We start from the raw sequence: 17,383 nt of genomic DNA, 5'->3' as shown, positions 1-17,383 counted from the left end.
GATGAGCGTGGGGGCAGGATCGCGGACAGTTCTGTCCGGTCTGCCGCTATCGTGGGGCGACGTCCTCTCGTCGCGAGGGGCTCCCATCGTGGAAGAAGGTGCCGTGGATCTGCATCGAGTCCTCCCCGAGTTGCGCCGGCCGATGACGCGCGCGCAGATCAGGCTGCCGCGCTGGTTCGTGCGAATCGCCGTGCGGCTGCTGCGCGTGCCGACCTCGGACGTCGTGCGCGTCAGGACGGCGCGGACGGGATCGACGAGCGTGCGCGTGTACGAGCCGATGGGGCCGCGCAGCGGTGCCGGCCTGCTGTGGATCCACGGCGGCGGTCTGCTGTTCGGCGACGCCAAGCAGGACGAGGCTCTGTGCCTGTCGACGGCGGAACGGCTCGGTCTCGTGATCGTCTCGGCGAACTACCGGTTCGCTCCCGAGCATCCCTTCCCGGCCGCGCACGAGGACGTCCAGCGCGCCTGGCGCTGGTTCCTCGATCACGCGGAGGCGCTCGGCGTGGATCCGCGGCGCATCGCCGTCGGAGGGGAGAGCGCGGGCGCGGGACTGGCGGCGGCGCTCGTGCAGCGCCTCCACGACGACGGCGGCTTCCAGCCCCGTGGGCAGTGGCTGTTCGCGCCGATGCTCGACGACCGCACGGCCGCGCGCCGCGAGCTGGACGCCGAGAAGCACTTCGTGTGGGACAACGCGCGCAACCGCGAGGGCTGGTCGGGCTACCTCGGCACCGCGCCGGGCGCCGAGACGGGGCCCGAGTACGCCGTTCCCGCCCGGCGCACGGATCTCAGCGGCCTGCCGCCGGCCTTCATCACGTGGGGCGACATCGAGCTGTTCGCGGCGGAGGACCACGCGTACGCCGCCGCGCTGGGAGCGGCGGGCGTGCCGGTGACGGCGGATATCGTCGACGGCGCGCCGCACGGGTTCGAGAACTGGGCCAAGGACACACCTGCCGCGCGGGCCCTCGTCGAGCGCGCGCAGGACTGGCTGCGCGCGACGCTGCACGACTGAACCGCGGGCGGACGCGGCAATGGTGCGGCGTGAGCACCTGGGCACCGCGGTCGGCGCGCACAAGCCGCACCTTCGCGCGCGCGCCGCAGCGCACCGGGCCGAAGGGCCCCGCGCCGGCGTCAGAACAGGTCGCGGAGCTTCGCGCGCTCGCCCGCATCGGCGAGCGCAGTACGGGCCGCGTGCCAGCCCGCCATGCCGTTGACGCCGGGGCCGGGCGGCGTGGACGCCGACGCGAGGTACACGCCCTTCATCGGTGTGCGCCACGGCGCCGAGGACAGGACGGGGCGGCGGAACGCCTGCGCCATCGTGAACGCGCCGCCCAGGATGTCGCCGCCCACGTCGGCGGGGTTGACCGCCTCGCGCGCGGAGGCCGGCACCGCGTGCGATGCCAGGATCCGATCGCGGAAGCCGGGCGCGAAGCGCTCGACCTGCCGCGTGATGTGCTCGGTCGGGTCGAGCGGTGAACCGCTCGGAACGTGCATGTACGTCCACAGCACGGCCTTGCCCTCCGGCGCGCGGGACGGATCCAGCACCGAGGGCTGCACCGTGAGCACATACGGGCTCTCCGGCACGCGGCCGCGCGCCACCGCGTTCTCGCTCGCCGCCACCTCGGCACGCGTGCCCCCGAGATGCACGGTCGGGGAGCGGTGGACGTCCGGGTTCGCCCACGGCACCGGCCCGTCCAGCGCGAAGTCGACCTTCGCGGCAGCGGGGCCGTAGCGGAACGACCGGATCGCGCGTGCGTAGCGCGCCGGGACGTCGGGGTGCGTCAGCACCAGGCGCGGCGAGGTGTTGAGCAGCAGGATGTCGCCGGCCGCCGGGTCGCCCCAGTCGAGCCTCGCGAGGTCGGTGATCCGACGCTCGGTCTCGATCAGACCGCCGTGCGCCCGCAGGTCGTCGGCGAGGGCGTCGGGGATGGCCTGGGCCCCGCCGACCGGGTACGCCCAGCCGCGATCCGTGTGGGCCAGAGCCGCCAACAGCAGGCCCGACGCGGATGCCGGAAGCGACGGCAGCGGGCGGTTCGCGTGCGCCAGCACACCGCTCAGGAGCGCCGCGGCCTTCGCGGTGCGGAGCGTGCGGCCGCCGAGCGCCGTGCCCGTCTCCAGCACGCGCAGGCCGAAACGCACGGCCGCAAGCGGGTCGTGCGGCATGCGCAGCAGCTGATTGCCGGTGAAGTCGAGCACGCCCTCGATGCGCCGCGCGAGTGGGCGCATCAGCGCGCGCCACGCGCGGGCATCCGGCCCGAGCTCGTCCGCCGTGCGGTCGATGTCCCGCCAGGCGACCGCAGCCTGCCCGCCGTCGAGCGGCTGCGCATACGACGCGTCGGGGACGATCCATCCGATCCGCTCCTCGATGCCGAACGCGCGGAAGAACGGCGACGTGATGGCCGCGGGATGGATCGCCGAGCAGACGTCCTGCCGGAAGCCCGGCAGCGTGAGTTCGGCGGTGCGCGAGCCGCCTCCGACGGTGTCCGCAGCCTCGAGCACCGTGACCGCGTAGCCGGCCCGCGCGAGCGTCACCGCGGCCGCGAGGCCGTTCGGTCCGCTTCCGACGATCGTGGCGCGGGGCATGGGGTCAGTCTGTCACCGCCTCCGCTCGCTGGGCGAGCGAAGCGAGAGCGCTTGACGTTTCGGCCCCGATGGGGGAGAGCTCAGACGAACGCGCCCATCCCCGTGATGTCCCGGCCGATGATGAGCGCCTGCACGCTCTCGGTGCCCTCGTACGTGTGGATGGCCTCGATGTCGGCGAGGTGCTGCATCACGCGGTTCTCGAGCAGGATGCCGTTGCCGCCCAGCAGGTCGCGGGCGGTGCGCGCGATGTCGCGCGCCGTGCGGGTGTTGTGGAACTTCGCCAGCGACGCCTGCGTCGGGCGCAGCGCGCCGGCGGCCTCGAGGTCGGCGAGACGGCGGCAGTACAGCTGCATCGCCGTGAGCTGGGACAGCATCTGCGTCAGCCGCTCCTGCACCATCTGGAACTTCGCGAGCGGCTTGCCGAACTGGATCCGCTGCGTCGAGTACGCCAGCGCCGCCTCGTAGCACGCGGTCGCATGCCCGAGCGCCGACCACGCCACGCCCGAGCGCGTCGCGAACAGCACGGTCGACGTGTCGCGGAAGGAGTGCGTGCCCGGCAGCACCGCGTCCTCGGCGAGGCGCACGCCGTCGAGCGTGATGTGGGCCTGGTGGATGCCGCGCAGCGACAGCTTGCCGGCGATCACCGTGCCGGTGTAGCCGGGCGTGTCCTGCTCGACCAGGAAGCAGCGCACCTGTCCGTGGTCCGCGTCGCCCTCGCGGTCCACGCGCGCCCACACGAACGTGACGCCGCCGGACGCGCCGTTGCCGATCCACTTCTTGGCGCCGCGCAGGATCCATCCGTCCTCGTCCCAGCGCGCGACCGTCTCGAGGGACGTGGAGTCGGATCCGTGATCCGGCTCGGTGAGCGCGAACGCGCCGGGAACCTCGCCGCGCGCGATCGGACCGAGCCAGCGGGCCTGCTGCTCCGGGCTGCCGAACAGCGCCAGGGTGCGCAGCGCGAGCCCGCCCTGCACCGCGATCACGGTGCCGAGCGACCCGTCCGCGCGCGAGACCTCCATGTTCACCAGACCGGCGGCGAGCGGCGACATGGGAGTGAGGTCGGCGTGCCCGATGCCGTCGACATACAGGTCGGCCTCGCCCAGCGCCGTGAGCGCCTCGAGCGGGTACTCGGCCTTGTCCCACGCCTCGGCCATGCGCGGCCCGAGCGCCTCGCCGACCTCGCGCGCCCGTGTCCACTGCGCGCGATCCGCGCCGTCGACGTCGGAGAACACCGCGTAGTAGTCGGTGTCGAGCGGGAATGTTACGTCGTAGGAGAGGACCTTCTCTCCGGGGAAGAGCTCGGATGCCATGCGGTCAGGCTAGGAGAGCCGCGCGCGGGCACCCGAGTCGTTTGGAGGTCTCCGCCATCCGGGACCGCGGATCGCGTGTCCTAGACTGGACGAGGTTCCCGACGGCGCCCTACGGAGGTCTCGCATGTTCATCATCTCGCTGCTGCTGTTCCTCGGCGGCATGGCGCTGTTCGGCGTCGCGATCAACATCGACGGCTGGCCGGCCGGCTACGTCTTCGCCGCCGGCATCATCGCCATCTGCCTCGCGATGGCGCTGCCCATGCACTTCAGCAAGACGCGGCAGTAGACGCCGCCGTCTTCGACAGCGCGACCCCGGATCATCCGGGGTCGCGTTTTTCTTGCGTCCAGAAGCGCGGGGTAGGCTGGGATCTCGGTCGAGATCTCTCGACGTCGAGACAATCAGTCTCCTCCCGTGGCCCCACCGAAGGATTGCAACGTGGATCTGTACGAGTACCAGGCTCGAGACCTTTTCGAGAAGTACGAGGTGCCGGTGCTCGCCGGCATCGTCGCCGACACCCCGAGGAGGTGAAGGCAGCGGCCGAGAAGATCGGCGGCGTGGTGGTCGTCAAGGCGCAGGTCAAGACCGGCGGTCGCGGCAAGGCCGGCGGCGTCAAGGTCGCCAAGACCCCCGACGAGGCGTACGAGGCCGCACAGGCCATCCTCGGACTCGACATCAAGGGCCACGTCGTCAAGCGCGTCATGGTCGCGCAGGGCGCCGACATCGCGCGCGAGTTCTACTTCTCGGTGCTGCTCGACCGCGCCAACCGCTCGTACCTGTCGCTGTGCAGCGTCGAGGGCGGCATGGAGATCGAGCAGCTCGCGGTCGAGAAGCCCGAGGCGCTCGCGCGCGTCGAGGTGGACCCGCTGGACGGCATCACCAAGGAGAAGGCCGTCGAGATCGCGCGCGCCGCGAACTTCGACGAGGACCTCGTCGAGAAGGTCTCCGACGTCTTCGTCAAGCTCTACGACGTCTACAAGGGCGAGGGCGCGACCCTCGTCGAGGTGAACCCGCTCATCCTGTCCGGTGCGGGCGACATCATCGCGCTCGACGGCAAGGTCACGCTGGACGACAACGCCAGCGAGGTGCGCCACCCCGAGCACGAGGAGCTCGAGGACAAGGAGGCGGCCGACCCGCTCGAGGCCAAGGCCAAGGCCAACGGCCTCAACTACGTCAAGCTCGACGGCCAGGTCGGCATCATCGGCAACGGCGCGGGCCTGGTCATGTCGACGCTCGACGTCGTCGCCTACGCGGGCGAGAAGCACGGCGGCGTGAAGCCGGCGAACTTCCTCGACATCGGCGGCGGCGCGAACGCGCAGGTCATGGCCAACGGCCTCGACGTCATCCTCGGCGACGAGCAGGTCAAGAGCGTGTTCGTGAACGTCTTCGGCGGCATCACGTCGTGCGTCGCGGTCGCGGAGGGCATCGTGAAGGCCCTGCAGATCCTGGGCGACCACGCCACCAAGCCGCTCGTCGTGCGCCTCGACGGCAACCAGGTCGAGGAGGGCCGCGCGATCCTCGCCGCGGCGAACCACCCGCTCGTCACGCTCGCGTCCGGCATGGACGAGGGCGCCGACAAGGCCGCCGAGCTGGCGAACGCCTGAGACGCACGGATCGGATAAGGACTAGAGAAGATGTCGATCTACCTCAACAAGGACTCCAAGGTCATCGTCCAGGGCATCACCGGCGGCGAGGGCACCAAGCACACCGCGCTCATGCTCAAGGCCGGCACGAACGTCGTCGGCGGCGTGAACGCGCGCAAGGCGGGCTCGACCGTCACGCACGAGACGGCGCACGAGGGCGAGGTGGACCTGCCCGTGTTCGGCACGGTCGCCGAGGCCATCGAGAAGACCGGCGCCGACGTGTCGATCGCGTTCGTGCCGCCGGCCTTCACGAAGGACGCGATGATCGAGGCCATCGACGCCGAGATCCCGCTGCTCGTCGTGATCACCGAGGGCGTTCCCGTGGGCGACACCGCCGAGGCGTGGGCGTACGCGCAGTCGAAGGGCAACAAGACGCGCATCATCGGCCCGAACTGCCCCGGCATCATCACGCCCGGCGAGGCGCTCGTGGGCATCACTCCCGCGAACATCACGGGCAAGGGCCCGATCGGCCTCGTGTCGAAGTCGGGCACCCTGACCTACCAGATGATGTACGAGCTGCGTGACCTGGGCTTCTCGACCGCCATCGGCATCGGCGGCGACCCGGTCATCGGCACGACGCACATCGACGCGCTCGAGGCCTTCGAGGCCGACCCCGAGACCAAGGCGATCGTGATGATCGGCGAGATCGGCGGCGACGCCGAGGAGCGTGCGGCCGACTTCATCAAGGCCAACGTCACCAAGCCGGTCGTCGGCTACGTCGCGGGCTTCACGGCCCCGAGGGCAAGACCATGGGTCACGCCGGCGCGATCGTGTCCGGCTCGGCCGGCACCGCCCAGGCGAAGAAGGAGGCCCTCGAGGCCGCCGGCGTCAAGGTCGGCAAGACCCCGAGCGAGACCGCCGCGCTGATGCGCGACATCATCGCGGGCCTGTAAGCAGCGCCCCGACGCGAAACCCCCGCCCTGCTGGGCGGGGGTTTCGTCGTTCCGGCGTGGCGGCGACCGCACAATGCAGGAGCGGGCCGAGCGGACCCCGGCGTGTCGGCCGGGACACGCGGCGATCCGGGTCCGCGTTCCTGCGTTGTGCAGACGCGGGCAGAGGCGGCAGAGGCGCGGGCAGATGCGCGGGCAGATGCGGCAGACGCGTGGGGCCGGAGCGGGGCCGGATCAGGCGCCGACGAGCGCCTGGATCGGGCCGCGCGCGAAGTAGATCACGAAGCCGGCGGCGACGATCCACAGCAGGGGGCTGACAGTGCGTGCGCGTCGGGAGAAGGTCTGGATCAGGACCCAGCTGATGAAGCCCGCGCCGATGCCGTTCGCGATCGAGAAGGTCAGCGGCATGACCGTGACGGTGAGGAACACCGGCAGCAGCACCCCGAAGTCGGTCAGGTCGATGTGCGCGATCTGCGCCATCATCATCGCGCCGACGATCACGAGCGCGGCGGCCGCGATCTCGGTCGGGACGATCGAGGTGAGCGGCGTGAGGAACATCGCCAGCAGGAACATCACGCCCGTGACGACGTTGGCGAGGCCCGTGCGCGCGCCCTCGCCGATGCCGGCGCCCGACTCGATGAACACCGTGTTGGAGGACGACGAGGTCGCGCCGCCCACGACGGCGCCGACGCCCTCGACGATCAGCGCCGACTTGATGCGCGGGAAGTCGCCCTTCTCATCCGCGAGGTCGGCCTCCTTCGCGAGCCCCGTCATCGTCCCCATCGCGTCGAAGAAGTTCGAGAACACGAGCGTGAAGACGATCATCACGAGCGCGACCATGCTGACGCGGCCGAGGTCGAAGCCGAAGTCGATCGCACCCACGAGGCTCAGGTCCGGCAGCGCGAACGGCGATCCGGACAGCGTGGGGACGGTGAGGCTCCAGCCGCCCGCGTTGCCGTCGGCGGCGGCGCCGAGCTGCCAGACGGCCTCGGCGATCACGGAGAGCACGGTGCCGGTGACGAGGCCGATCAGCAGGCCGCCCTTGACCTTCAGTGCGACCAGGATCCCCGTGAGGACGAGCGTGATCACGAACAGCAGGGTCGGGGCGGTCGCGACCGAGCCGCCGACGCCCAGCCCGACGGGCGGGGAGGCCTCGCCGGTGGTCGTCACGAAGCCCGCGTTGACGAAGCCGATGAACGCGATGAACAGGCCGATGCCGACCGTGATCGCGAGCTTGAGCTGCAGCGGCACCGCGTCGAAGATCATCTTCCGCAGCCCGGTCGCCGCCAGCAGCACGATCACGAGGCCGTTGACGACAACGAGCGCCATCGCCTCCGGCCAGGTCACCTGACCGACGACGGAGAACGCCAGGTAGGCGTTGATGCCGAGGCCCGCGGCGAAGCCGAAGGGCAGGCGGGTGACGAGACCGAACGCGATGGTCATGACGCCCGCGGCCAGGGCGGTGGCGGCACCCACCGCGGGGAAGGCCAGCGTGGTGCCCTCGACGTCCGGAGCGCTCGACAGGATGATCGGGTTCAGGATCACGATGTAGGCCATCGTGACGAAGGTCACGAGACCACCGCGGATCTCGGCGCCGAATGTGGATCCGCGCTCCGTGACCGAGAAGAAGCGGTCGAGCGCGTTCCTCGGAGCGGGCTTCGTGGACGGGGCGCCGGGGCCGGCGGGTGCAGCAGTCATCGAGAGAACCTCCCCACCGAATCTACCGTGCGCACCCCGAGCGGCCGATCCAGAAGGTGAAGAGCGCGTGCGGGATCCGGCGCCGTGGCGACCCTTCTCCCGCGGATCCGCAATACCCTGGGGGCATGCCGCTGAAGGGTGAGTACCTGCCGTCCACCGCAGAGTGGGCGCGCACACAGGCCGAGACGTACGAGGCGACGAACGGCGCGGAGGGCAACCTGCTGCGCGGGAAGCCGGTGATCGTGCTGACCACGGTCGGCGCCAAGACCGGCGGGCTGCGCAAGACCGCGCTCATGCGGGTCGAGCACGAAGGTCGCTATGCCGTCGTGGCGTCGAAGGGCGGCGCGCCGGAGCCGCCGCAGTGGTACTGGAACATCGTCAAGGAACCGCACGTCGAGCTGCAGGACGGCGCCGACAAGCGCGACTACACCGCGCGCCGGCTCGAGGGCGCGGAGTACGACGAGTGGTGGCAGCGCGCGGTCGCGGCCTGGCCCGACTACGCCGAGTACCAGAAGAAGACGGATCGCAAGATCGCCGTGTTCGTCCTGGAGCCGGTCGAGGGCTGACGCGCCTCAGCCGGCGACGGCTGCGGGTTCGCTGCGGGCCGTGATGGCGGCGCGGTTGTCGTGCCGGAACCGGCGCGCCAGGGCGCTGCCGAGCGACTGCAGCGCCTGCACGATGACCACCAGCAGCACGACCACGACGAGCATGTACCACTCGTTGTAGCGCTGGTAGCCCTCGCGCAGCGCGAGGTCGCCCAGACCGCCGCCGCCGATCACGCCGGCCATGGCCGAGTAGTTCAGCAGCGAGATCACCGACGTGAACAGGCCGAGCACGATCGCGGGGAGCGATTCGGGCACGAGCACCTTCCACACGATCGCCGACTTCGTCTTGCCGAGCGACACGGCGGCCTCGACGAGGCCGTGATCCACCTCGCGCACGGCGATCTCGACGAGCCGCGCGAAGAACGGGATCGCGGCCACCGTGAGCGGCACGACCGCCGCCCAGAGGCCGAAGGACTTGCCGACGAGCAGCTTCGTGAACGGCAGGATCGCCACCATCAGGATGATGAACGGCAGCGACCGGCCGACGTTCACGACGAAGCCGATCACCGCGTGCAGCGCGCGGCCGAACGAGCGCGAGCCGAACGGCGCATCCAGCACGCCGCCCTTGTCGAGGATCACCAGCAGGATGCCCAGCGGCAGGCCGATGAGCACGGTGAAGACGAGGGCGACGCCGACCATGGCGGCGGTCTCGCCGAGCGCCTTCGAGACGTCGGCGACGAGGTCATTCAGGTCGAGATCGTTCACTGCGATCCTCCTCGGGCGCTCAGGACGAGGGACGGTGCGGCCTCTTCGGCGATCACGTCGACGACGAAGCCGCGGTCGGTCAGGCGGGCGAGCAGCGGCGCGCTCGCCGCGGCGTCGCCGGGCAGGCGCACGTGCAGGCGACCCACCCGCTGGTCGCGGAAGCTGTCGATCTCTCCGCCGAGGATCGCGATGTCCAGGTCGAACTCGCGCGCGAGGCTGGTGATCACCGGGTCGTTCGCCGAGGCCCCCGTGAAGGTCACCTCGACGAGCGTGCCCCCCGTGTGGGCGATGTCGTCCACCGACGCGAACAGCGCGCGGCCGACCGGAGAACCGGGCGTGCGGACGAGATCCAGCACGCGGCCGGACTCCACGATCCGGCCGTTCTCGATCAGCGCGGCGGAATGGCAGATGCGCCTGATCACGTCCATCTCGTGCGTGATCAGCAGCACCGTCAGCCCGAGCTCGCGGTTCACGGTGCCGAGCAGGTCGAGGATGGACGCCGTCGTCTCGGGATCGAGCGCGCTCGTCGCCTCGTCGGAGAGCAGCACACGGGGTTCGGCCGCGAGGGCGCGCGCGATGCCCACGCGCTGCTTCTGGCCGCCGGAGAGCTGAGCGGGGTAGTAGTCGGCCCTGTCCGCCAGGCCGACGAGATCCAGGATCTCGCGGGCACGGGCGCGGCGGCGCGCTGCCGGCACGCGCGATCCCTCGAGGGCGAACTCGACGTTGCCGAGTGCTGTGCGGCCGGCGAGCAGGTTGAAGTGCTGGAACACCATGCCGATGTTCTGCCGCGCCGCGCGCAGGCCCGCCTCGTCCAGCGCCGTCAGGTCCGCGCCGTCCACGACGACCCGGCCGGACGTCGGGCGCTCCAGCAGGTTGACCGTGCGGATCAGGGTCGACTTCCCGGCCCCGGACTCGCCGACGATGCCGTAGATCTCGCCGCGCTGGACGTGCAGGCTGACGTCGTCGAGCGCCGGGAAGGACGCTCCGGGGTAGACCTTGCTGACGTTCTCGATGGTGATCATGCGTGCTCCTGCTCTCGCGAAGGCGGACGGTCGCGCCCGCCCTCGCGGGCTGGGTCTCGGGCTCAGTCGCCGCTCACGGGGATGACGAGGCCGCTCCAGTTCTCCTCGATGAACGCCGACGTCTCATCCGAGTTCAGCGCCTCGAGCAGCGCCTGGATCTCCGGCTCGTCCTCGTCGCCCGCGTTCACCGCGAGGCGGTTGGCGTACGGCGAGCCCTCGACCTCCTCCTGCAGGAGCTGGTCGTCCTTCGTCAGTCCCGCGGGACCGGCGTAGACGAAGTTGACGACGCCCGCATCGGTGTCCTCGAGCGCGCGCGGCAGCTGCGCGGCGTCGACCAGCGCGAACTCCAGGTCCTTCGGGTTCGCGGTGATGTCGTCGAGGTCGGCCGGCGCGTCGGTCGTCTCGATCAGGCCGCCGGCCGCGAGCAGCTCGAGCGAACGGCCGAGGTTCGCGGGGTCGGCCGGGAGCGGGATCTCGGTGCCGTCGGGGATGTCCTCGATCGAGTCGAGCGAGAGCGAGTACAGCGCGAGGGCGGGGAAGTAGACCTTGCCGACGGACACGATGTCGGTGCCGTGCTCCTCGTTGAAATTGTCGAGGTACGGCTGGTGCTGGTACAGGTTCGCATCCAACGAGCCGTCGGCGAGCGACTCGTTCACGATCGTGTACTCCGAGAACTCCGTGATCTCGAGCGTGAAGCCGGCCTCCTCGGCCAGGTTCTCGTTGACGAACTCGAGCACCTCGGTGGCGGGGAACATCGAGCCGATGCGGATGACGGCGGGCTCGCCGGCCGCGGCGGCGGCCTCCGGCTCGGCGTCCGTCGCTCCTGTGCAGGCGGTGAGGGCGGCGGCGGATGCGGCGACGGCGGCGAGGCCGAGCAGGCGGATGCGGGTGGAGCGCGACATGGGGTCTCCTCGGGTCGAAGGGGTCGCGGCCCGTGGCGGAGCGGTGGGGCTCTCCGTCGGATGGGGCGCGGAATCCCGATTGTGGAGGCGCGCGTCGCGGGATCGCGACTCGTGTTCCGTTTTGTTTCACGGCGACCCGGGGATGCCGCCCGGCGGTGAATAGGTTCGATCCGTGCGGTCGCCGACATGGTCCGCACGGAAGGACATCCGGATGAGCGACGACCTGGTTCCGCGGCGAGCGGCGCGGGCCCGGCGTGCGCCGTGGGCCGACCGTCTCGAGGAGGCGGCGACGCAGCTGGCCGACGGCATCGTCCGACGCGAGCGCGTGGGCGAGGCCCCGCACGACGCGTTCGCCGTGCTGCGCCGTCTGGGGCTGATCGGCCTCACGGTGCCCGCCGAGCTCGGCGGGGAGGGCGCGACGCTCGCCGAGACGTCCGAGGCCGCGCGCCGCCTCGCACGCGTGGACGGCGGCCTCGCGCACGCGGTGGGCTATCACTGGGTGTGGCTGTGGTTCGTGTCCGCGTACGGCGTGCACGGGTCCGAGCCCGCGGCGCCGACCGCGCCCGCCCGGGAGCTCGCGCGTCGCACGGCGGTGGACGGTCTGGTCTGGGCCTCCATCGGCTCGGCCTTCGGCGGATCCGGGGGCACGGTGCGGTCGGCGGGGGGATACGCCGTGTCTGCGCGTCGCGGATTCGCCACCGGGGCGCCGCTCGCGGACCTGCTGTTCACGCAGAGCGTGCTCGACGAGGACGGCCGGATGCGCGTGTGGGCGATCCCGACGGACCGCGAGGGCGTCACGGTCTCGGGGGACTGGGATCCGGTCGGCCAGCGTCTGTCCGCGTCGCCTGGGGTCGTCCTGGACGATGTCCGCGCGACCGACGACGATCTGGTGGCGATCGTGAGCCCGCCGTCCGAGCATCCGCTTCCCCTGCAGTCGCTCATGATCCCGGCCTTCCAGTCGCTGTTCGGATGGCTCGCGGTGGGCATCGCCGAGGGAGCGCTGCTCGAGGCGCGCGACTACGTGCGCGGTCACGGGCGGCCCTGGGTGCACTCGGCGGCCGATACCGCGACCGAGGACGTCCACGTCGTCGCGGGGTTCGGGCGTCAGGTCGCCGCCGTCTCGGCGGCCGCCGCCCTGGTGCGCGAGGGCGCGGCCGAGCTGGACGCGCTCGCCGCCGCGCCGACGTCCGTGACGCCCGCGCAGCGCGGCGAGGTCGCCGAGGTCATCGCGGCGGGGAAGATCGCCGCCCACCATGCCGGCCTCGACGCGGCGTCGGCCGTCTTCGACCTGACCGGCGCGCGATCGGCGTCCGCGTCGTTCGGGCTCGACCGGCACTGGCGGAACCTCCGCACCCTGACCCTGCATGATCCTGTCGCCTATAAGCACGAGGAACTGGGGCGGTACTTCCTCTCCGGCGACCTCCCGATCCCGAGCGTGTACCGATGACCTCTTCTCCCGCACCCCTTCGTTTCTCGGCGTTCGTGATGTACACGGCGTCGCACATCCAGCACGGGCTGTGGCGTCATCCCGACGCCCGTCAGGCCGACTTCGAGGATGTCGGCCTGTGGGTCGACCTCGCCCGCACCCTCGAGCGGGGCGGGTTCGACGCGATGTTCTTCGCCGACGTCGTCGGCGTGTACGGCGGCGCCGGCGCGTCGTACGACATCAACGCCCGCGAAGGTCTGCAGCTGCCGTCGCACGACCCTTCGGTGCTGCTGTCGGCGCTCGCCGTGAGCACAGAGCACCTCGGGCTGGCGTTCACCAGCTCGACGTTGCAGGCGCATCCGTTCGAGTTCGCGCGCCGCGTGTCCACGCTCGACCACATCTCACGGGGCCGGATCGGCTGGAACATCGTCACGAGCCACCTCGAGAACGCGGCGCGCAACTTCGGGCACGATCGCCTGCTCGACCACGACGAGCGGTACGCGCAGGCGCAGGAGTACCTCGACGTGGCCTACAAGCTGTGGGAGGGGTCGTGGGACGACGGCGCGCTGCTCAAGGACCGCCGTGGCGCGTACGCCGATCCCGCGGGCATCCACCGGATCGATCACCACGGGCGCTGGTACGACGTCGAGGGTCCGCACCTCGTCTCGCCGTCGCCGCAGCGCACGCCGCTGCTGTTCCAGGCCGGCGCCTCGCCCGCCGGGGCGGCGTTCGCCGCGCGCAACGCGGAGGCGTCCTTCATCCTGGCTCCGGATCGCGAGCGGGCGCGCGAGATCGTCGCAAACGGCAAGCGACTCGCCATCGAGGCGGGCCGCTCGGCGGATGACATCTCCTACTACCAGGGCATCACGTTCGTCATCGGCTCGACCGAGGAGGAGGCCCGGCGCAAGGAGGCGGAGATCGACGAGTACCTCTCGGCCGATGCCTTCTTCGTGCACTCCAACCTCGGCACCGACCAGCGCACGGGGCAGCCGATCCCGCCCGACACCCTGCTCAAGGACGTCCCGACGCAGGGCGGTCAGGGACAGCTCGAGTGGCTGCGGCAGCTGAGCCCCGATCGGGAGCCCACCGTGGCGGACCTCGCCCGGCTGTCGGCGAAGCTGCGCGGCCGGATCGTCGGCACGCCCGAGCAGATCGCCGACGAGCTGGAGGCGTGGCGCGGTGTCGGCGTCGCCGGCATCAACGTCATGAACTGGATGATCCCGTCCTCGTACGAGGAGTTCATCGACCACGTGATGCCCGTCCTACGCCGACGCGGGCTCGCCGCCGAGGGCTACGCGGAGGGGACGCTGCGCCGGAAGCTCACGGGGCGCGACACGCTGCCCGACACCCACCCCGCGGCGCGGTACCGGGGCGCGTTCGCGTGAGCGCCCCGCCCTCGCCGTTCGCCGGATCGCCGTTCGCGGACATCCTGCAGCGGATCGCCGACGGCGCGGTCGAGCGGGAGCGCGAGCGCACCCTTCCCACGGCCGAGCTCGACGAGCTGCGCCGCGCCGGCTTCGGCGCCTTGCGGGTGCCGCCCGAGCTCGGCGGCGCGGGGCTCAGCCTTCCGGAGCTGGCCGAGCACCTGCTCGCGCTCGCGGACGCCGATTCGAACGTCGCGCATGCGCTCCGCGGTCATTTCGCGCAGGTCGAGGTCTTCCTGGCCCGACCCGCCTCGGCGCACCGGGACGCATGGCTGCGCCGGATCGCCGACGGCGCGATCATCGGCAACGCGGCGAGCGAGACCGCCGGCGCGACGCTCGCCGACCTGACGACGACGCTCGAGCAGGACGACGACGGACGCTGGCTGCTCACGGGCCGCAAGTTCTACACGACCGGCACGCTGTACGCGACGCACGTGCTCGCCTCGGCCGCCCGGCCGGGCGAGGGCGGCGACAGGGAGCGGGTGACGGTGCTGGTGCCGACGGATGCCCCCGGCGTCGAGATCGTCGACGACTGGGACGGCATCGGCCAGCGGCTCACGGCATCCGGGACGACCGTGTTCCACGGCGTCGAGGTCGACCCCGCCGACGTGACGCCGTACGCCGGCGGTCCGTCGCTCGGGCCGGCCTTCTTCCAGTTCTTCCTCGTGGCGGTCGTCGCCGGCATCGGCCGCGCCACCGCGCGCGAGGCGGCCGCCTACCTGCGCGGGCGGCGTCGCACCTTCATCACGGCAGGCGCCGACCTGCCGGCCGACGACCCGCAGCTGCAGCAGATCGTGGGCGACCTGTCGGGTGCGGCATTCGCCGCCTCGGCCGTCACGCTCGCCGCCGCCGCCGCGCTCGACCGCGCCCGCGCCGTGCTGCTCGACCCTGCGAGCGATCCCGAGCAGCGGGGCGACGTGGTCGATGCCGCCGAGATCGCGGTGTACAGGGCGCAGGTCGAGGCGATGCCGCGGGTGATCGCCGCCGCGAGCGAGCTGTTCGAGCTCGGCGGAGCGACCGCCGCTTCCCGCCCCGCGGCGCTCGACCGCCACTGGCGCAACGCCCGCACGGTCGCCTCGCACAACCCGATCGTCTACAAGCGGCGCCAGATCGGCCAGTGGGAGCTCGACCGGACGAGCCCCAACGCCGAGTGGCGCAAGCTCTGGATCGCGCGCGACCCCGCCGCCTGAGGATCGCCGGAGGGCGCTCCGCGCGGACCCGGTGCGCCGACCGGGGCGCCGCGGCGGCCGCACGTAGAGTCGATGCGTCATGCATCGCCTTCTCGTCGCACTGCTCGCCGCCCTGGACGCCGCCGTGTCGGCGATCGTCGGATGGGCGGCCGTGCTCGCGCCGCTCACGCTCATGTGGGTGTTCGCGTTCGGCGTCCTCGCCGACTGGTCGGCCCTGTGGCCCGCGACCGTGCGCATCTGGCAGCTCGGCAACTTCGTGCCCCTCAGCCTCACGCTGGACGGTCAGTTCCTGGTCGAGACGGGGCTGCCGGAGGAGGCCGGATCCTTCGTCCTCTCGCTCGCACCCCTCGCGTTCGGCGTGCTGATCGCCGCCTTCGCGGCGCGCTCGGGCCGTCGGGCGCTCCGGTCGGGGAAGTGGGCGACGGGAGTCGCGGCCGGCACGGTCGTGACCGCGCTCGCCGCCGTGATCGCGAACGTCACGTCCGGCAACCCGGTCGCGACCGTCGACGCCTGGCGCGCCATCCTGATGCCGACGCTCGTGTACGCCGTGCCGATGCTGATCGGCGCCGTCACGGGAGCGTGGAGCGAGGGCGACGACGGGATCGTCGACCGGATCCACGATGCCGCCGACCGGCTGCCCTCGGGGTGGCGGGAGTTCCCCGCGCTCATGGTGCGCGGGGGCGGCATGGCGCTCGCGGGCGTGGTCGGCTTCGCCGCGCTCGCGATCGCGACGGCCGTGCCCCTGCGCGGCGGCAGCGTGATCGCCCTGTACGAGACCACGCAGGTCGACCTGACGGGCGCGGTGCTGCTGACCCTCGCGCAGTTCGCCTACCTGCCGACGATGATCGGCTGGGCGATGGCGTGGATGGCAGGGCCCGGCTTCGCGTTCGGTGCCGGCACCGGCGTCACGCCCGCCGCCACGCAGCTCGGCGTGCTGCCGGGCGTGCCCCTGCTGGGGCTGATCCCCGAACAGGGCTCTCCGCTGCTGCTGCTGTCGGTGCTGGCTCCCGTCGTCGCCGGGGCGATCGCCGGCTGGGGCGTGCGGATCGCGTTCCGCGCCGAGGCGTGCGCCGAGCGCGTCGACCACGAGCCGACGGCGCCGCGGGTCGTGCTCGCGGTCGGCATCGCGGTGATCGCGGGAGCGGGCGCAGCGCTGATCGCGGCGCTGACGTCCGGATCGCTCGGGCCTGGCCGCCTCGCCGTCACCGGTCCGGAGCCGGGCGCCATCGCGCTCGCCGTGGGGCTCGAGGTGCTGGTGGGTGCGGCCATCCTGCTGCTCGCCCCGCGCTCGTACGAGCGCCGCCTTGGCGAGTGGGTCCGCGGCGACGACGACGAGGAGGGCGCCTCCGACGAGAACGTCGGCGGCAGGCGGGATATCGCCGCGTCGCTAGACTGACACGGTGCTGAAGGTCGTCGTCCTCATCTCGGGCACGGGCTCCAATCTGCGGGCCCTCCTCGAGGCGGCGGACGACCCCGGCTATCCCGCGCGCATCGTCGCGGTCGGCGCCGACCGCGACGCCGCCGGTCTCGCGCACGCCGAGGCGTTCGGCGTGCCGTCCTTCGTCGTGCCGTTCCGCGCGTACGACAGCCGCGAGGCGTGGGCCGAGGAGCTCGGTCGGCGACTGGACGAGATCCAGCCCGATCTGATCGTGCTGAGCGGCCTGATGCGCCTGCTCCCCGCCGCGCTCGTGGCGCGCTGGCAGCCGCGCATCATCAACACGCACCCGGCGTACCTTCCCGAGTTCCCCGGCGCGCACGGCGTGCGCGATGCGCTCGCCGCCGCCGCCGCGCAGACCGGCGCGAGCGTGATCGTCGTCGACGACGGCGTCGACACCGGCCCGATCCTCGCGCAGGAGCGCATCCCGGTGCTGCCCGGCGACACCGAGGACACGCTGCACGAGCGCATCAAGCCCGTCGAACGGCGCCTGCTGATCGACGTCGTGCGGCGCATCGCGACCGGCGACCTCGCGCTGTCCGCGACATCCTGACC

The 17,383-nt window shown here is 71.9% G+C and carries 14 protein-coding genes and 2 pseudogenes; 10 read left to right on the top strand and 6 right to left on the bottom strand.

Annotation, left to right across the window (positions count from 1 at the left end; all coding sequences use genetic code 11):
* Nucleotides 1–103: 103 nt before the first annotated feature.
* Nucleotides 104–1,009 carry an alpha/beta hydrolase gene (locus BJP60_RS12935; RefSeq protein WP_238439433.1) on the top strand — a complete coding sequence of 302 codons (906 nt, stop codon included), beginning with the start codon at nt 104–106 and terminating at the stop codon, nt 1,007–1,009.
* Nucleotides 1,010–1,128: 119 nt separating this feature from the next.
* Here the strand turns inward: BJP60_RS12935 and BJP60_RS12930 are convergent, their stop codons facing one another.
* Both BJP60_RS12930 and BJP60_RS12925 read right to left on the bottom strand, forming a co-directional pair.
* A complete protein-coding gene (locus BJP60_RS12930) occupies nt 1,129–2,580 on the bottom strand; it encodes a phytoene desaturase family protein (protein ID WP_203136206.1) in 1,452 nt (483 codons plus the stop codon).
* Between the two features lie 80 nt (nt 2,581–2,660).
* Nucleotides 2,661–3,890: an acyl-CoA dehydrogenase family protein gene (locus BJP60_RS12925; protein ID WP_203136204.1), complete on the bottom strand. Its 1,230-nt coding sequence runs from the start codon at nt 3,888–3,890 to the stop codon at nt 2,661–2,663.
* A 124-nt stretch (nt 3,891–4,014) separates the two neighbouring features.
* Here BJP60_RS12925 and BJP60_RS12920 point away from each other — a divergent pair, with 124 nt between their 5' ends.
* From BJP60_RS12920 to sucD, 3 genes and pseudogenes are all read left to right on the top strand, one after another.
* Entirely contained in the window at nt 4,015–4,176 is a 162-nt protein-coding gene (locus BJP60_RS12920) for a hypothetical protein (RefSeq protein ID WP_203136203.1), read from the top strand.
* A 150-nt stretch (nt 4,177–4,326) separates the two neighbouring features.
* Nucleotides 4,327–5,492 (top strand): annotated as a pseudogene (gene sucC / locus BJP60_RS12915) (ADP-forming succinate--CoA ligase subunit beta).
* A gap of 30 nt (nt 5,493–5,522) precedes the next feature.
* A pseudogene (sucD, locus tag BJP60_RS12910) lies at nt 5,523–6,424 on the top strand (succinate--CoA ligase subunit alpha).
* A 231-nt stretch (nt 6,425–6,655) separates the two neighbouring features.
* On the opposite strand, the gene BJP60_RS12905 reads toward sucD, so the two are convergent.
* The gene (locus BJP60_RS12905; RefSeq protein ID WP_203136201.1) at nt 6,656–8,119 is read right to left on the bottom strand and encodes an NCS2 family permease; all 1,464 of its coding nucleotides are present in this window, start codon (nt 8,117–8,119) and stop codon (nt 6,656–6,658) included.
* A 125-nt stretch (nt 8,120–8,244) separates the two neighbouring features.
* Here BJP60_RS12905 and BJP60_RS12900 point away from each other — a divergent pair, with 125 nt between their 5' ends.
* Nucleotides 8,245–8,685 carry a nitroreductase family deazaflavin-dependent oxidoreductase gene (locus BJP60_RS12900; RefSeq protein WP_203136199.1) on the top strand — a complete coding sequence of 147 codons (441 nt, stop codon included), beginning with the start codon at nt 8,245–8,247 and terminating at the stop codon, nt 8,683–8,685.
* Between the two features lie 6 nt (nt 8,686–8,691).
* Here the strand turns inward: BJP60_RS12900 and BJP60_RS12895 are convergent, their stop codons facing one another.
* The 3 genes from BJP60_RS12895 to BJP60_RS12885 form a co-directional block, all read right to left on the bottom strand.
* The gene (locus tag BJP60_RS12895; protein WP_249420942.1) at nt 8,692–9,429 is read right to left on the bottom strand and encodes a methionine ABC transporter permease; all 738 of its coding nucleotides are present in this window, start codon (nt 9,427–9,429) and stop codon (nt 8,692–8,694) included.
* A complete protein-coding gene (locus tag BJP60_RS15455; protein ID WP_203136197.1) occupies nt 9,426–10,451 on the bottom strand; it encodes a methionine ABC transporter ATP-binding protein in 1,026 nt (341 codons plus the stop codon). Before BJP60_RS15455 ends, BJP60_RS12895 begins: the two co-directional genes overlap by 4 nt.
* 62 nt (nt 10,452–10,513) lie before the next feature.
* Entirely contained in the window at nt 10,514–11,353 is an 840-nt protein-coding gene (locus BJP60_RS12885) for a MetQ/NlpA family ABC transporter substrate-binding protein (protein WP_203136196.1), read from the bottom strand.
* Nucleotides 11,354–11,564: 211 nt separating this feature from the next.
* On the opposite strand from BJP60_RS12885, the gene BJP60_RS12880 reads away from it, so the two are divergent.
* The 5 genes from BJP60_RS12880 to purN all read left to right on the top strand — a co-directional run bounded on the left by BJP60_RS12880 (nt 11,565) and on the right by purN (nt 17,381).
* The gene (locus BJP60_RS12880) at nt 11,565–12,800 is read left to right on the top strand and encodes an acyl-CoA dehydrogenase family protein (protein ID WP_203136194.1); all 1,236 of its coding nucleotides are present in this window, start codon (nt 11,565–11,567) and stop codon (nt 12,798–12,800) included.
* Nucleotides 12,797–14,164: an NtaA/DmoA family FMN-dependent monooxygenase gene (locus BJP60_RS12875; RefSeq protein ID WP_203136193.1), complete on the top strand. Its 1,368-nt coding sequence runs from the start codon at nt 12,797–12,799 to the stop codon at nt 14,162–14,164. The genes BJP60_RS12880 and BJP60_RS12875 overlap by 4 nt, the downstream gene beginning before the upstream one ends.
* Nucleotides 14,161–15,393, top strand: coding sequence for an acyl-CoA dehydrogenase family protein (locus BJP60_RS12870; RefSeq protein ID WP_203136191.1), 1,233 nt, complete (start codon nt 14,161–14,163; stop codon nt 15,391–15,393). The genes BJP60_RS12875 and BJP60_RS12870 overlap by 4 nt, the downstream gene beginning before the upstream one ends.
* A gap of 79 nt (nt 15,394–15,472) precedes the next feature.
* Complete coding sequence (locus BJP60_RS12865; protein ID WP_203136189.1) at nt 15,473–16,789, top strand: cell division protein PerM; 1,317 nt, start codon at nt 15,473–15,475, stop codon at nt 16,787–16,789.
* Nucleotides 16,790–16,793: 4 nt separating this feature from the next.
* Nucleotides 16,794–17,381 carry a phosphoribosylglycinamide formyltransferase gene (gene purN / locus BJP60_RS12860; protein ID WP_203136188.1) on the top strand — a complete coding sequence of 196 codons (588 nt, stop codon included), beginning with the start codon at nt 16,794–16,796 and terminating at the stop codon, nt 17,379–17,381.
* Nucleotides 17,382–17,383: the final 2 nt, after the last annotated feature.

Origin of the sequence: Microbacterium sp. JZ31, assembly GCF_016805985.1 — a bacterium.
Classification (GTDB): domain Bacteria; phylum Actinomycetota; class Actinomycetes; order Actinomycetales; family Microbacteriaceae; genus Microbacterium.
Note: the sequence above shows the minus strand (reverse complement) of the source record. Positions and strands in the feature narration are given on the sequence as shown.